We start from the raw sequence: 14661 nt of genomic DNA, 5'->3' as shown, positions 1-14661 counted from the left end.
CATCACCTTTCCTCTTCCCCTGCAGGCTGTTTAAGCCAGTCCAGCAGCATTTCGTGAAACTGTTCTTTTGTTGTGAGCGCTGCAACGAGCCAGTCATCCGAAGCCGCCGTGCTCATTCGGAATAACCAGTTGGAGGCTGCACTCGCGGTAAATGCCGCCGATTGTGACTGCCAGCCCTCCTGTCCCCATACAAGCAATCTGAGCTCTCCGTCAGATTGCTTGCCTACCAGACAACGTGCTAATGCCAGTGAACCTTCAGGATCATTCGTTTCCTGTGAGAGCTCATCAGCCACGGTTTGTACTTCATACCCCTTCAATCCGTTCATGACATCATAAAACTTTTTCTTGGAACACATCAGTGCCGGTTTATCCACTGGAGAATGGCCGCTCCACCTCATCCGTTCAATCAGAACATCAATGGCTTCACGAACATTACCCAAGTCACTTAGACGGAACGAATCGGGGACATCCGTAGCGCGGGCTACTTCAACGACCCGTTCATCCGTGCAGTGTATATAACTTTCCTGCGACTTCCCGTCAATCGTATAACGGAGCCAGCACGCTCTGTCGGATAATCCGGCAATGGCTACTCTGGAAAAAACGGTTGGTGTCATGATCAGCTCATTGGTATCTTGATCCTGAATCAAGTAGCCTTTGTCTAGCAAAGAGGTTTTGACACGCTCCCATTCCATGGCAATATCTTCTGCCATATAACCTCGGAAAGGGTCTTCCACGCCGAGCAATCGATCTGAACCGAGAATACCAGCCAGGAAAAATAGTTCCTTAATCTGTAACGTGACTACCTTTTGCTTAGAATCATGAACCGTCAACATTATGAGCCACCTCCCCTCAAACTACAACATGCCATCGGTCACGAATTTCTGAAATCCAATTATTCATTTTCCAGCTGCTATCGCATGGAACTGCACCTTTAACCCTGGAATATTTGCGTTTTATATAATAACCTTGACCCGGTGGCAGTACCTTCAGCCCACCTGCGGTACCCCCGGATTCCGAATAAGGTATACGGAAGAACGAGAGATCATTAGGGTCCAAAGTCCCGAACAGCAATCCGCTTTGGGATGCTTTTACATCACTTACCCAATCCGAACCGAACGTCGGAAAATCCGCCGGAACGCCTGAGAGAATCACATGAATGCCTCTGTCTCTGCCCTGACGAACAATAACACCGAGTTGATCTTTGATATTAAAATCGGTGAGCTGTTTGGACAAGGTGTCCGCATCATCCACGACAAGTACGATTTCGGGTCCTCCGGTAATTTCACCACGTTTTAGAACTTCATCGTACAACTCCTGAATGACAGGCGCAAGCAATTCTTCCCTCGATACGTGTCCACGGACATGGGGCAAACTGCTGATTTCACCTAATCCACCTGACCCATACCTCATATCTACCGTGTATATTTGCACATCCTCAGGTGAAGCATGGTAGGCCAGTGATAACATCCAGGTTTGCAAGAAAGTCGTTTTACCACCTTCCATCGGACTGGTCACCATAAAGTGCGGCCCTTCACGCAGGTTAAGTTCAAACGGCTCCAAATCATCCGTTAGCAGACCTACAGGTACATTTACCGTTGAAGTTCCCCCTACATTGCCGAAGGAACCTGTACGAATAAGCAAATCTTTAAGCTTAATTTCTTCCGGTAATGGCGCAATTTGTGGCGTTTCCTCACCCGTCCAGCCTTGACGAATCTCCGTAATTGCTCTGCGTAAAGCGGCAGATCGTTCACCCTCGTCCGCTCCTGAAGATGGCAGAGCAGCCTGGAACATCAGTGGTGGGACTTGTCCCTTCACTAGACCTCGGCCAGGAGGCAGCTGGCTTGGCGCCTTGGAAGGCCGCCCTACAGCATAATAATAATCACTTGGATCAGAAAGCTCAAATGAAACAGCATTTTGAATATTACTTCTGAATTTTTCGAAAATATCAGTGACCCGATTCGCGGTCAGCACAAAGGTAATACCTAAACTTCCGCCTTCTCGCAAAATGGTCTCGAGCGATTCATTCTCATCCGGGTAAGCATTACGGAAAGACATATATCCGTCAATAACCACAATAATCTGTGGAACTGTAGCATGAGCCGTACGACGATAAGCAGAAATCGTTTTAACCCCAGCCTCCGAGATCATATCTTTGCGCTGCGCCGAGATTTTCAGAATGTAACGGAACAAACGCTTGATCCTGTCTTCCTCCTCGGCCATCATCACGCCACCGATCTGCGGAAGCCCAGCGAAGTCTTTCATCATACGTCCCATATCAATAATGTATCCGTTCCACGGCTCTGTGCGCTCCGTACGGGCAAGAGACATCAATAACGTTTGAACAAAAGTCGTTTTGCCAAGTCCAGGCATGCCGTATACGACAAGGTGTCCTTGATCCACAGGCAATGCCAGCGGCAACTGACGCTGATTCGGAAGATCATCCAGCATACCCACCAAAGATTTGAGACCACTCGCCCCATCATCAAGCAGAGATTCTCTTTTCTCCTTCTGCTTCCAGTCGTGAAGACCGTCCAGTTCGAGTATCTCTGGCAGCGGAGGCAACCAAGGTCCAGGCAAACGTTCTATGCCGGCTTCTGTAGCAGCCTTTGCCACATAATCAATGAACACTTGCAGCTGTTTCGGCACATCCTCTCCCTTGAGAACAGCTCTTCGCTCTCCTGTCAGCAGTGGTTCACGTTTGCCGTTCAGGCGTACTTCCATTACAGGCAGTACCGTTGTTGAATCCTCCTGCTGATTATAAGGTGCACCGCTCCAGGCAAATTGCATTTCTTCAAAGACTTCGTCACTGCCGACCTGAAAATAACCTCGGCCAGGCTTCGTAATCCATGCAGCATTCGGAATTTTTATCATATCTCTGCTGTCTCCCTCGCTCTGAACACGAAGACAGATACGGAAACGAGAGTTACTCCAAATTTTATCATCCACGACTCCCGCAGGTTTTTGGGTTGCGAGAATTAAGTGAACACCCAGTGTCCGGCCGATCGCCGCAATACTGATCAACTCATCCATAAATTCCGGCTGGTCACGTTTCAGTTGAGCAAACTCATCTATGATTATTACAAGATGCGGCAGTGGTTGTTCGTGTCTTGAACGCAAAATTTTGTAGTACTCATCAATATGTTGCAGGTTGCCCGCATCATTTAAAATCTTCTGTCTTCTCACCAGTTCAGCGCGAAGAGAAACATTGGCACGTTCAATAAGATTACCATCCAGATTCGTAATGGTACCTACAACATGCGGTAGATCGACAAAGGTATTAGACATACCTCCGCCCTTATAGTCGATCAGCATGAAAGCAAGATCATGTGGATGGAACTCGGCTGCCAGCGAAGCAACAATAGACTGAATAACCTCACTTTTACCTGAGCCTGTTGTACCCGCAATCAAACCATGGGGACCATGCCCTTGCCGCTCGATTTTATCGTGCAGATTAATAGCTATTTTTTTACCACCAGCTCTTACCCCCATAGGTACAGGCAGTGTGTCCGGATATCTGGTTTGCCCCCAGCGGGAGACAACATCCAGATCCTCCACACGTGAAGTGCTGAGCATATCGAATAGTGGCAACACTTGCGGGATCTCCGAAGCGGAGGAACGCTTCAGACGAATCGGTGACATATAACGGGATAACGCCTCTGCCGTCTCCTTGGAGATCACATCCGGTTTATATATCTGCGAGACGACATCCGCATCTTCCGTCTTTTTGATGTACACTCCTTTGCCTTTGGAAGCCTCCATAATTAACTGGCAGTGCATAGGCAGGGATTGTTTGCGGTTCGCCAGCACAATCGTGCATACATCAATCTCTTGCGCAGCCTCTAGCAGTAATGGAAGTAGAGGTTCTTCTTCGATCAGTTGCGTATCCGACAGAATGATAACATAACAAGGAGTTTGCACCGCTTTTTTGTAGCGATCTTCCTTGTTATTACGGCGGCGGTTCAACACGGAAAACAAGCTGTCCGCCAATTGATGCGCACTGCTGTGCCTGTCGGCCATATATCGCTGTCCTTGATCCTCATCCCAAATATGAGGCAACCAGCGGAGCCATTCCCACTCCTTGGTATCCTTTTCTTCATAAAATGCAGCAAGTTTCAGTTCATCCGGTGAGTGCCTCACCGTAAGCTGTGAGACGATAACACGTAGCGAAGCCATCACTTCTTCCCGATCCCCGACCAGACCCATGACCTTGGATTCGAATAGAGGCAGGGTTATCGTGGCATCGGGCACGGTCTGAAATTCCGCAGCGAGCCCATGTGCGGCCTCAATCAACTCATCCTTTTCATATCCATCGATACGCGGTACCTGAAGTTTGATGCGAAACGGAATCTCTCCTGTACCGATACGTACCTGTAAAAAATCGTCATCTTCCGGGGAACGCTCCCAAAGCGAGCTGTTTCGGTTCTTGACAATTTGCAGACAAACGGATGGATCACCATGGATTTCATGCAGGCTCTTCACTTGCTCCGCCTGTGCTTCCTTCAATTCTTCACGATGCTTATCCAGCTGTGCAAGATACATCGCTTTACGTTCCTCGATCTTTTTGCGATATGATTTTTTATTGCTGAGATATACAAAGAACGGAATGGTGTACGATGTAAGCATCATCATAACCGTCATCATTTGAAACATCATATAATTGCTGTTATTCATTTTGCCAGTCATATTAATGTACACGTAGAAACCGATGCTGACCATCGTCATCATCACGGGAACCACAATTGAAATCATGGAAAATGTAGGTTTGTTCGGTTCTGCAGGCGGCCTGAGAATTTCGAGGCTCTCTTCCTTCAAAACCGGTGTCATTCTCGGAGAACGCTGATATAACACATTCACGAAGAAAAGACCTCCTTTTAGTCGTTCAATTAATGAATGATACGCCACAGAGCGTCATTCGTTGCTCTCCTGCTGAAATAATGAGCGTCTCCCGTAGATGGGTGCCTCTTCAGAAGTCGTTGAAAAAGCCCGCTGTACACGCACACAGCTTCCCTGACGTAGCCCCGTCTCCATTAGCTGCTGGGCGTTCTGGGGGGTAAACCATAGTCCCTCAGGAAATTTAGCTTCCAAAATATACTGAATGCCATCCCCCGGCGCCTGTCCGAATATTCGTACACCGAGCAACGTCTTCAGGTGTTCAATGGTGCATTCATCCGGAACCTCAATGTCGAACCATTCGCCTTCCTCCCGGCCGGAATACACGGTTAGAATCATGTGAAGCCCTCCCAAGGTCTCATATGTAAATTGTCCTAATGTCAGATTAAATCAAAAAAATGCGAGTGAAACGGTATTCCATCCTATTTTCTTATATAAAACCCTTGTTTGCAACGTATTCGCTGTAATTTTGTTACATATGACCCACGTTTATATTAAAATATCGTCCATTTGACTCAGAACTTTTGTGTCATTGTTTGGTAAAAAAATTGCAACGATGCGAAACTATCGCTTTGATTTCCATTTAATAGAAAAAGAAAGAAGGGATTCGGGACTTTTATTCCTTCGTCCACAATTGAATTGTGAACACTTTTCAAACTTTATCCACCTTTATGTTTTCATAAGCTGATTTTAAGGTAATTTTAAGCATTGGTATTTAATATTACCTGTATGAAATAACTCTCGTGAGGTGATTTCAAGTGAGAACTCTAATAACTTTTCAAGACAAATCAATCCCTGTATATTTTAATCAAGAAAACAAACAACCTGTGCAAAAAACATTAAGATTGCTTAGCAGTGCTCTTGAGCATAAGATCAGTAATGGTAAACGCGCTTTGCAAAAATGTCTGCACTCTTTGATTAGTATTGAAATTGTTGGCGGCGAAGCTATTCTTCACAGCCGCAGTGAAAATGACTCTCTTGCTCTATCGTTATATTGAAGAAGAGTCCAGTAACCTTCGTTTATGCGTTACCATGAAAAAGGAAGCTTCCCTATAAAGGACAAGCTTCCTTTTTGACGTGGTTTTGGGCATATCCGCACCCTCTTATTTCAGCTTTTCCAACACGTAAGCCGCATCATGTTCTTCTGCAAACTCAGCTTTTCGTATTCGAATGACAAACAGTCTAACCAAATTTTCTCGTGTATGTTCTTCCTGACAGGTATTTATTTTCCTTAAAATAAAGCGGTCAATGGACATAAGTTCCAAGCCCCTTTGCCATGATTTTTACGGAGTACTTCGTTCCGTGTATCCATAAATAACCAGATCAGAAGTTGCCCAAACAGCTTTTTCATTCAATTGAGAGTGTTATTTGCACCCGTTGTAAAATGATGCAAAAGCCCGTCCCAATATCGCTCAGACGGGCTTCATGCACCTCCTGTCGCTTCATCGCGAACCGACTCGGATAAACCACGGACTGCCTCTCTCTATTCATGCATATTCGACTTAGTTCACGCCCGGATACTCCCGAAATTGATGTTGTAGACTGATCCAGCGTGTACGTGTGAATTTATCAATCGCCCAGTCTCCGCCAAAACGACCTATGCCGGACGATTTCTCTCCGCCAAACATGACATGTGCTTCATCATTCACCGATTGATCGTTGACATGTACCATACCCGATTCAATCTGCCCTGCCACCCGGTACCCCCGCTCCAGATTGGCCGTAAATACAGAGCCACTCAGACCATAAGGAGTATCATTAGCCAGCCCAATAGCATCCTGCTCATCTGTAGCTTTCATAATGATAGCTACTGGTCCGAACAGCTCCTGCTGTACAATCTCCTGCTCGCGTTGGACATCTGCAAGCACGGTTGGCATAAGCACACTTTCCTGATGTGTTCCGCCAAGCACTAATTGCGCGCCTTCCTCTTTAGCCTGCTGTACGAGCTCTAGAAGCCGTTCCACTTCTTTCTTTCGGATTAGGGGACCTACCAGTGTTTTCTCTTCAGCCGGATCACCGGCATGTATATTTTTCGTTTTGTTAACAAAGGATTGAACAAACCGATCGTAAATATCTTCGTGTACGATAATACGGTTTAGCGCCATGCAAATCTGACCCTGATGCAGGAACTTTCCGAATACAGCAGCCTGAGCCGCATGCTCAACATCCGCATCATCCAGAACGATCATCGCATTGTTGCCGCCGAGTTCCAGTGCAGTTTCTTTGAGATGCTCACCGGCGAGTTTACCAATGCCCCTACCCACTTCTGTAGAACCCGTAAATGAAATGACTTTAGGAATGGGATGTGTGACAAAATAATCCCCAATCTCGCTGCCACTTCCGGCGACTACATTTAATACCCCCTCTGGCAGACCCGCTTGTTCAAACAGATCCGCAATCAGCCATCCTGCTGTAATCGGTGTATCCGAAGCGGGTTTAATCACCACACCGTTGCCGAGTGCGATTGCGGGTGCGACGGAACGCAAACATAGATGTAGCGGAAAATTCCATGGTCCAATAACGCCGATAACCCCTTTGGGCTCACGGACTACCCGATTTTCTTTGCCCGGCGTATTGGACGGAAGCAGTTCGCCTTTCATTCGAAAAGGAAATGAAGCCGATTCATCCACAATACGTTTCGCTGCGGCAAATTCTGCTTCAGCTTTGATGCGTGTGCTACCGGATTCCGTAATGAGTAGCTGTATAATCTCATCTTTTCGTTCTTCCATTAAAGATGAGACCTTACGAAGCACCCCTTCCTTAACGGAAGGCAACGTTGCTTTCCATTCCACCGAACTCTTTTGCGCAGACTTATAAGCCTGATCTATATCCTCTGGACTGGAAGAACGCCAGGTCGCGATCACTTCACCCGTATACGGATTCATGTTTTCAATCGTTTTCTCGCCTGAGCCTTCCACCCATTTACCTGAAATGAACTGTTTAGTCCATGTCGCCGATTTATGTTGGTTATCTACTAAAGTCATTACACAAGCCTCCGATCTTCAGATTAGAATGTACATAAAAAAAACGATGTCTCATTCATTAACCTTGTTCGAAGTTAGGCAAACGGATAATGCAACCTGAAAGCGGATCGGGCTTTGTCACAAAATGAATAAAGCAACGTGTGCACTATGCCTCAAAAGAAGCTAGATCAGGCCAGCCATACGCGACTTCCTCCAGATCTTCATCCCCGATACGAATCGACTGTGTATGAACAGGTATACCACCCATTTTTTCGTAAAAACGACACGCCGGGTTTTGCTCCAAAGCCCAAATCATCATATTATCAATCTTGCATGTCTGGAGGTGCTGAACCACCTGCTTCACAAGTTGTCTGCCTATTCCAGAATTTTGATGAGACTGGAGCAGATAAATGGCGTACAGCTCGCCATCATAGGGTAATTTACCTTCGCGTTCCTTACCTCCACAGGCAAAACCGACAATTTCCCCCTCTTCATCCTCCGCGACGATCAAAATCTGATCATTTTCGCTAGCGCGTAACTGCTGCTCCCACTGAACTAATCGTGATTCTGTAGTCAAAAGATGCAAAACGTGATCTGGCACAATTCCGCGGTATGTCGTTTTCCAGCTCTCTGTATGTACGTATGCGATCCCCCTCGCATCCCCTTCACGTGCTAACCTGATATGCATAGCTTCGCCCCCTTTTCAAAAAAGAATATCCGGCCTATGGCCGGATCGTAACTCGGGTTCCCACGGATACCTTTGAGGACAAATCCAGCACGTCTGAATTGTACATCCGAATGCAGCCATGTGATACGGACTTGCCAATCGACGATGGTTCGTTGGTTCCATGAATACCATAATGGGGTTTGGACAAGCCCATCCAGAGTACACCGAAAGGCCCTCCAGGATTCTCTTGTTTGTTGACAATGGTGAACTCTCCGCTTGGAGTGCTGGTCAGCATTTTACCTGTGGCTACCGGATAACCTTTCACAACTTGATCTCCATCTAGCAGATATAACATATGGTCGGACAAGTCCACGATGATTCTGTAATTCGGCATCACGACATCCCTCCTGCCTTATCCTATGCAAGACAAATACGGATGCCCCGCCTCATATCAGTCCTGTTCCCAATCTTTGGCCCGATGGGCATGCTTGGCTTTGCGTGTTTTTACCGGTTTGCTTGAAGCTGTCCTTTTGCGCGAAGCCACCTCCTCCTTGCGCCGCTGATACTGCATTTCTTTCTGCATCTTGAGGAAGTTATTCAGCCTCTTCTCATCCAGCTCACCGTTTGCAATGGCCTCTTTAACTGCACAGCCCTCTTCCTTCGTATGACTGCAATCCATAAATCTGCACGCGCCAGACAGCTCTTCAATCTCTCCAAATGCCTGTGAAAGACCTTCTTCTCCTTCGTCCCAGAGATGAAGTTCACGCATGCCCGGCGTATCGATCAAGACAGCTCCCTGTGGTAATACAAACATCTCCCGATGTGTCGTTGTATGTCTGCCACGGCTGTCCCCTTCACGCACGGATTGTGTAATCTGAACATCCTTGCCCATCATCCAGTTGACCAGTGTGGACTTACCACTTCCGGAGGAACCTGTGAGCGCTACAGTTGCACCTGGTTTCAGATAGGTTTCCAGCATTTCCTTCCCTTGTCCTTCGATTGCCGAAATTGCCAGTACCTCCACGCCTGGTGCAATACCCTCCACTTCACGGATTCGTCCCTGCACATCATCACACAGATCACTTTTAGTCAGGACAATAACCGGTCTTACTCCCCCGTTCCAAGCCATTAACACATATCTTTCAAGTCTTCTGAGGTTAAAATCATGATTAAGCGCCGCAACGATCAGAAGGGCGTCTACGTTCGCTGCAATCAATTGTTCTTTCGTTACCGGGCCAGCGGCTTGTCTGGATACACGACTCTGACGTGGCAATACATGATGAATAATCACTTCCTCGCCCTGTTCTCCTGCCACAGCTACCCAATCGCCAACAGCAGGTGCAAGCCCTGTCTCCAAGCTGTCATGACGGAGTTTTCCTGACACTTTACCCCAACATTCTCCATCCGCTGTGATCAGACGCTGCATATGTCCATGATCTGCAATAATTCGGGCAGGCCGTTTGGATTCCAAGCCCAACTGTTCCTCAGACCATCGTTTCTCCCATGCCGCAGACCAGCCATAATTCTCGATGCCCTTATTTTCCATACGTTGATTTAAAATAAAAATTCCTCCCAGATTTTTATGATTCAGTTGAAGTGTGTTTAAATTCATTTTTTTCACGACACCATCCTGCATCTCCGATTACAGATCCAAACAAAAAAACCACGAGGTTGTTCACACCCGCGGCAATCCATAGTTATACGAATATGAGGTTGCCTCCACAGCATGTTGAATAACGGTCATCCTGTACTCCGTCCGTTATCCCAGCCCTGGAACTCCCCATATCAGCACACAAAAAAGCCACGGGTACGTCACCCGTGACTTTGTATGAAGGTCTTATCATCGCTCGCCAAAGTTGGATACTTCTATCCAGCTATAGCAAAATCGATGTACCTTGATCCGTTCCGGAGACGCTGTTCCTATTCAACTCCACGTATACTGCCGTTAGATTTGTCATGAACATCGCCTCCCTTGTAGAATATGCCATCATGTTACACAGTCTGTTGTGCATTTGTCAAGCCCATTGTTTTTTGTAGCTATTCTCTCTTTATTTCACTTGATCCCATCTCGTCCACATTTCTCGAGGGTTTAGTTCATACACTCCGTCTTCGCGGTACATGAACTGATGCATGATAAACTCCCGGCGAAGGGTTGCAAAATCCTCATGATATTCCTGAATAAACGTGTTGATTTCTTTCTCGCTGTACTTGCGTCCAGACTCTAATTGTTCCACCAGATATTCAAGCACAACCAGCTTTTTCTTGTACTGCGCAGGAATTTGGCGAAGCCGGCCATCCTTGGAAAAAAAGTTTCTCATGATAGACGCTTTCAGTGTTTCGTTCACATCTGTCATATCAGACTGCTCCTTTCTTTTGAAAATAAAATCAACTGAAGCCTGGGCATGTTCGCGAATGAACGAAGGGTTCAGGGTAAAATAAACCGTATTTTTCTCCCGTCGCTCTTGAATAAGCGCAGCTTCTCTCAGCTTGGCAGCATGATGAGTCACCGTCGGCTGAGACAAGTTAAGGCGCTCCGCCAGCGCTTGACCATGCAGTTCTCCTTCGGAAAGCAGCAAAAGCATCCGAAGGCGGGTAGGATCAGCCAAGGCTTTGTGATAGGCCACAATTTTCTCAAGCTGCATCAACATACACCTCACATTTAATTAGATGAGTATCTAATTTTATACTAGTCTTTATTTATCTGGAAGTCAATTCAATTTATTTTTTGATTTTTCATCACATTGTGTTGCCTGGTAGAACTGGCATTGAAGTGTTATTTACGGTAGGATTATATTGCTTGTAATGAAGGAGGATTAAGAACATGGAAGATGTCATTATTATTGGCGGAGGCCCATGCGGTCTGTCCGCTGCCATTGAATGCGAGCGGGTAGGATTGTCCGCTGTCATTATTGAGAAACACAATATCGTACAATCCATCTATCTCTACCCAACTCACATGCAATTTTTCAGTACGGCGGAGTTGCTGGAGATCGGGAACGTGCCGTTCAGTTCGGCCAATGACAAGCCGTTTCGTTATGAAGCACTTGCCTATTATCGCAAAGTAGCCGAACATTTCGGCCTGCGTATTCATAATTATGAGGAAGCCCGTGAGATCCAGCGTAAGGAAGACGGCACCTTCGAGGTACATACGGTTAATCGGCGTGGAGAAACCATCGTACATCAAGGGCGGCATGTCGTTGTGGCTACCGGCTATTTCGATCACCCGAATTACCTCGGCATTCCAGGTGAAGACAAGGATAAAGTCACGCATTACTTCCGCGAGGCACACCCATATACCAATACACGCGTGGCTATCATTGGTGGAAGTAACTCAGCGGTTGACGCCGCCATGGAGCTTGTCCGGGTTGGCGCTCATATTGATATGGTATACCGCGGTACAGGTCTGTCCGAGCATATTAAACCTTGGGTTCGCCCGTTATTTGAAAGTATGGTACAGAAAAACCGCATTACGCTTCATCTTGGTTCCCGTGTCAATGAAATCCTGGATGATTCCATTCGAATTGTGCATACAGATGGTTCAGAAAGCGAGCTTGAGAACGACTTCGTGCTCGCCATGACCGGCTTTCGACCTGACCGCCAATTGCTTGCTTCCATTGGAGCAGAGATGTCTGAGGATATGGATAAGCCACTGTACGATCCACAAACGATGGAAAGTAGTGTACCAGGCGTTTATGTGGGCGGTGTTATCGCTTCGGGGCGCAATGCCAATGAAGTATTCATTGAGTCAGGCCGCTGGCATGGACGGTACATTGCTGAACATATCATTAGCAAAACAGAACATACCATTGACAATTCAGAACATCGTGGCAGCAAAAATCATGCTCAGTCTGAGGAGCAATGAAATCCATGGATATGACCTCTCTCCTGTTGCTCGTGTTCGCAGCACTTGGCATCATCAGCAGTAACACACCTGTAACTGTAGCGATGGTATTCCTGTTACTGCTTCGTGTACTCAATGTCAATCAAGCCTTTCCCTGGCTAGAAAAATACGGGCTCACACTGGGTATTATTATTCTGACAATCGGTGTCATGGCTCCTCTCGCCAGCGGTAAAATGAGCTTGCAGACCATAGGTGAATCGTTTCTGCACTGGAAGTCACTTCTCGCTATTGGCGTTGGTTTGCTTGTGGCTTATCTGGGCGGTCGCGGCGCATCGCTGATGAGCACACAGCCAACAGTTGTGGCAGGCCTCTTGATCGGTACAGTTCTTGGCGTTGCCTTGTTCAAAGGTGTACCTGTCGGGCCTTTGATTGCAGCGGGCATCCTGTCCCTGCTTTTAGGTAAATCCTGAACCGTACGGTACGGTAATCGTGTATGCTTTTGCAAACTGGCTGTATTTCCCACCGCTCTGTGCTATACTTCTATTCATGCAAACCGATACATGAATTTTGCAACAGGGAATGGGCATCTTTCTCACCTTGTCAGATGAACTCATTCAGCACTTCACGACGTTTATCGTCCTCAGGAGGATTCAGGAACCATGTCACGTCCCTTTGTTACCGAAGCCGTGATGGTGGCTATTTACGGTCAATTGCTTGCGCCGCCGGCGCCTGTGGAATATATCGTTCCTTACACCACCATCCTTGAACTATATGAATTTCAGAGCAGTGCTGACCCCATGATGGATAATGCTACAGATGATCAGCATGTTAAAACCAAGATCAATGAATTAATCTCCTACTTTGAGGAGCCGTTAAATAAGAAAAAGATTGAGCGCGCCCTGGCGGTACCATGGGCAAAAAGCCCCGCCATTCTATTTGGTGATCAAGCCTCCATTACGATTGTTAACGCCATGGATACCGCACAATATGGAGAATATTTTGATCCGATAGAGACGGAACTGATTCTCACTTCTCAGCGTCTGGGCATTCCAATCCTGACCGATCAAGTGGAGTTAATCGCCCGTATCATTGAGTCCGAATCACCTGTGCAGGTGTTCGATATTGATGATTTTGATTTTGCAATGGATGATGAGCCGCTGGATCAGGTATAATCCCGAGAACACATATACGAAAAAATGCAAAAGACCTCAACTTTCACTGTATAGTGGCAGTCGAGGTCTTTTTCGAGTTCATGTACTTTTAGTGGCACGTATTACTTTAAGCCAGACTGTTCCAGTAGCGTTTGGCTAATACTGTTCATCGGCGGAAGTGCATTCGGATCAAAAAACTTTAATCCCGCATCGCTGTTTACTCGCGCTTCCACAAGATGATCAAGAATAATTCGAGCCTTAAACAAGGCGATAACATAATACTCCTCATCCCCGTTCGCATGCACTTGTCGCAATTCCGGTCCAGAGTATAATGATTCAAAGCTCATCGACTCCGTTGTCCAACCGGTTTCTTCCCAAAGTTCACGAAGTGCTGCCCCTTCAATCGTCTCTCCAGGGCGCATCTCTCCAACAGGTATTCGCCAATGCCCTTGTTCGGCATGCTGGATGAGCAGTAGCTCACCTTGATCATTCGCAGCCATTATGGCTGCTTTGACTACAATATTTGCACGTTTCGCAATATATTGCCCAATATCCCGTGTCGGCAGATCCACTCCTCATCCCTCCTTTTAAAAAAAGACGGTGCTCGCGTTCCATTTATGGACTAATGTTTTATTACACTTCGGTATAACGATATTCAATATCCTGACCATCCTCTACAACATCTACATACAACTGATGCCCTTTCAGATACCAGTAATCGTGATCTTCCATAAAAAATTGAATGCCGGAAACTTCCGTTTGATCCGCAGGATGTCTCGGTTTTTCAACGGCGATTCCCAAAGAAAATCCCGGATGAAGACCACCGCCAGAGCTGTAACGAGCAAAAAAGCGAATGCTGTCTCCTTCATTCAAATTCAATTCTTCTTTGTACCAGCGGGCAGCTTGGTCGGATACATGTATGGTACTCATATGATGTCAGCTCCTTTTGTATATATATGTTACATCATATCGCTAGAGCGGCTTGAACACAAACCCTGCAAATCATACACAGGCATACGATCTTGTGAAAAATGTTTGACAGATTGTAAAAACGGGTGGTAAGATGCAAACATACGAGGTCTACATTGCATTTATTTCCATTAACAAGAAAGGGTGATTACGGTGTTTAACACACATAAGTTGGTTCAC

14 protein-coding genes are annotated in these 14661 nt (G+C 46.5%); 4 read left to right on the top strand and 10 right to left on the bottom strand.

Going from position 1 to position 14661, the window contains the following annotated elements; all coding sequences use genetic code 11:
• Positions 1-2 precede the first annotated feature (2 nt).
• From MKY23_RS11585 to MKY23_RS11575, 3 genes are read right to left on the bottom strand one after another with little or no spacing between them, the layout of a single operon-like run.
• Positions 3-833: a hypothetical protein gene (locus MKY23_RS11585; RefSeq protein ID WP_090921057.1), complete on the bottom strand. Its 831-nt coding sequence runs from the start codon at positions 831-833 to the stop codon at positions 3-5.
• 16 nt (positions 834-849) lie between these two features.
• A complete protein-coding gene (essC, locus tag MKY23_RS11580; RefSeq protein ID WP_339838102.1) occupies positions 850-4854 on the bottom strand; it encodes a type VII secretion protein EssC in 4005 nt (1334 codons plus the stop codon).
• Between the two features lie 54 nt (positions 4855-4908).
• Positions 4909-5229: a hypothetical protein gene (locus tag MKY23_RS11575; protein WP_090921061.1), complete on the bottom strand. Its 321-nt coding sequence runs from the start codon at positions 5227-5229 to the stop codon at positions 4909-4911.
• A 419-nt stretch (positions 5230-5648) separates the two neighbouring features.
• Here MKY23_RS11575 and MKY23_RS11570 point away from each other — a divergent pair, with 419 nt between their 5' ends.
• Positions 5649-5888, top strand: a complete 240-nt coding sequence (locus tag MKY23_RS11570; protein WP_090921063.1) for a hypothetical protein — start codon at positions 5649-5651, stop codon at positions 5886-5888.
• Between the two features lie 504 nt (positions 5889-6392).
• Here MKY23_RS11570 and MKY23_RS11565 read toward each other — a convergent pair.
• From MKY23_RS11565 to MKY23_RS11545, 5 genes are all read right to left on the bottom strand, one after another.
• A complete protein-coding gene (locus tag MKY23_RS11565; RefSeq protein WP_339838097.1) occupies positions 6393-7874 on the bottom strand; it encodes an aldehyde dehydrogenase family protein in 1482 nt (493 codons plus the stop codon).
• A gap of 145 nt (positions 7875-8019) precedes the next feature.
• Positions 8020-8541 (bottom strand): GNAT family N-acetyltransferase, encoded by a 522-nt coding sequence (locus MKY23_RS11560; RefSeq protein WP_339838095.1) that lies wholly within the window; start codon positions 8539-8541, stop codon positions 8020-8022.
• Between the two features lie 34 nt (positions 8542-8575).
• Entirely contained in the window at positions 8576-8914 is a 339-nt protein-coding gene (locus MKY23_RS11555; RefSeq protein ID WP_090921069.1) for a L,D-transpeptidase, read from the bottom strand.
• Positions 8915-8971: 57 nt separating this feature from the next.
• A complete protein-coding gene (gene rsgA / locus MKY23_RS11550) occupies positions 8972-10132 on the bottom strand; it encodes a ribosome small subunit-dependent GTPase A (RefSeq protein WP_339839381.1) in 1161 nt (386 codons plus the stop codon).
• A 436-nt stretch (positions 10133-10568) separates the two neighbouring features.
• The gene (locus tag MKY23_RS11545; RefSeq protein WP_090921073.1) at positions 10569-11162 is read right to left on the bottom strand and encodes a metalloregulator ArsR/SmtB family transcription factor; all 594 of its coding nucleotides are present in this window, start codon (positions 11160-11162) and stop codon (positions 10569-10571) included.
• A gap of 179 nt (positions 11163-11341) precedes the next feature.
• On the opposite strand from MKY23_RS11545, the gene MKY23_RS11540 reads away from it, so the two are divergent.
• The 3 genes from MKY23_RS11540 (at position 11342) to MKY23_RS11530 (ending at position 13533) form a co-directional block, all read left to right on the top strand.
• Positions 11342-12382 carry a YpdA family putative bacillithiol disulfide reductase gene (locus MKY23_RS11540; RefSeq protein ID WP_253495392.1) on the top strand — a complete coding sequence of 347 codons (1041 nt, stop codon included), beginning with the start codon at positions 11342-11344 and terminating at the stop codon, positions 12380-12382.
• Positions 12383-12387: 5 nt separating this feature from the next.
• Positions 12388-12831, top strand: a complete 444-nt coding sequence (locus tag MKY23_RS11535; protein WP_090921075.1) for a DUF441 domain-containing protein — start codon at positions 12388-12390, stop codon at positions 12829-12831.
• Between the two features lie 189 nt (positions 12832-13020).
• Positions 13021-13533 (top strand): ADP-heptose synthase, encoded by a 513-nt coding sequence (locus MKY23_RS11530; protein ID WP_090921076.1) that lies wholly within the window; start codon positions 13021-13023, stop codon positions 13531-13533.
• Positions 13534-13634: 101 nt separating this feature from the next.
• On the opposite strand, the gene MKY23_RS11525 is transcribed toward MKY23_RS11530, so the two are convergent.
• The gene (locus tag MKY23_RS11525) at positions 13635-14084 is read right to left on the bottom strand and encodes an NUDIX domain-containing protein (RefSeq protein WP_090921078.1); all 450 of its coding nucleotides are present in this window, start codon (positions 14082-14084) and stop codon (positions 13635-13637) included.
• Between the two features lie 61 nt (positions 14085-14145).
• On the bottom strand, positions 14146-14442 hold the full coding sequence (locus MKY23_RS11520) for a HesB/YadR/YfhF family protein (RefSeq protein ID WP_339838087.1): 297 nt from the start codon (positions 14440-14442) through the stop codon (positions 14146-14148).
• Positions 14443-14661 lie beyond the last annotated feature (219 nt).

The organism is Paenibacillus sp. FSL R7-0272 (assembly GCF_037969905.1).
Classification (GTDB): Bacteria; Bacillota; Bacilli; order Paenibacillales; family Paenibacillaceae; genus Paenibacillus; species Paenibacillus polysaccharolyticus.
The sequence above is the reverse complement of the archived record's forward strand: the minus strand, read 5'-3'. Positions and strand labels throughout refer to the sequence as shown.

Bases quoted from the DNA above. Each gene is read 5' to 3' on its own strand.
- MKY23_RS11585 (WP_090921057.1), bottom strand. From the start codon at position 833: ATGTTGACGGTTCATGATTCTAAGCAAAAGGTAGTCACGTTACAGATT.
- MKY23_RS11575 (WP_090921061.1), bottom strand. From the start codon at position 5,229: ATGATTCTAACCGTGTATTCCGGCCGGGAGGAAGGCGAATGGTTCGAC.
- MKY23_RS11565 (WP_339838097.1), bottom strand. From the start codon at position 7,874: ATGACTTTAGTAGATAACCAACATAAATCGGCGACATGGACTAAACAG.
- MKY23_RS11560 (WP_339838095.1), bottom strand. From the start codon at position 8,541: ATGCATATCAGGTTAGCACGTGAAGGGGATGCGAGGGGGATCGCATAC.
- MKY23_RS11555 (WP_090921069.1), bottom strand. From the start codon at position 8,914: ATGCCGAATTACAGAATCATCGTGGACTTGTCCGACCATATGTTATAT.
- rsgA (WP_339839381.1), bottom strand. From the start codon at position 10,132: ATGAATTTAAACACACTTCAACTGAATCATAAAAATCTGGGAGGAATT.
- MKY23_RS11545 (WP_090921073.1), bottom strand. From the start codon at position 11,162: ATGCAGCTTGAGAAAATTGTGGCCTATCACAAAGCCTTGGCTGATCCT.
- MKY23_RS11540 (WP_253495392.1), top strand. From the start codon at position 11,342: ATGGAAGATGTCATTATTATTGGCGGAGGCCCATGCGGTCTGTCCGCT.
- MKY23_RS11535 (WP_090921075.1), top strand. From the start codon at position 12,388: ATGGATATGACCTCTCTCCTGTTGCTCGTGTTCGCAGCACTTGGCATC.
- MKY23_RS11530 (WP_090921076.1), top strand. From the start codon at position 13,021: ATGTCACGTCCCTTTGTTACCGAAGCCGTGATGGTGGCTATTTACGGT.
- MKY23_RS11520 (WP_339838087.1), bottom strand. From the start codon at position 14,442: ATGAGTACCATACATGTATCCGACCAAGCTGCCCGCTGGTACAAAGAA.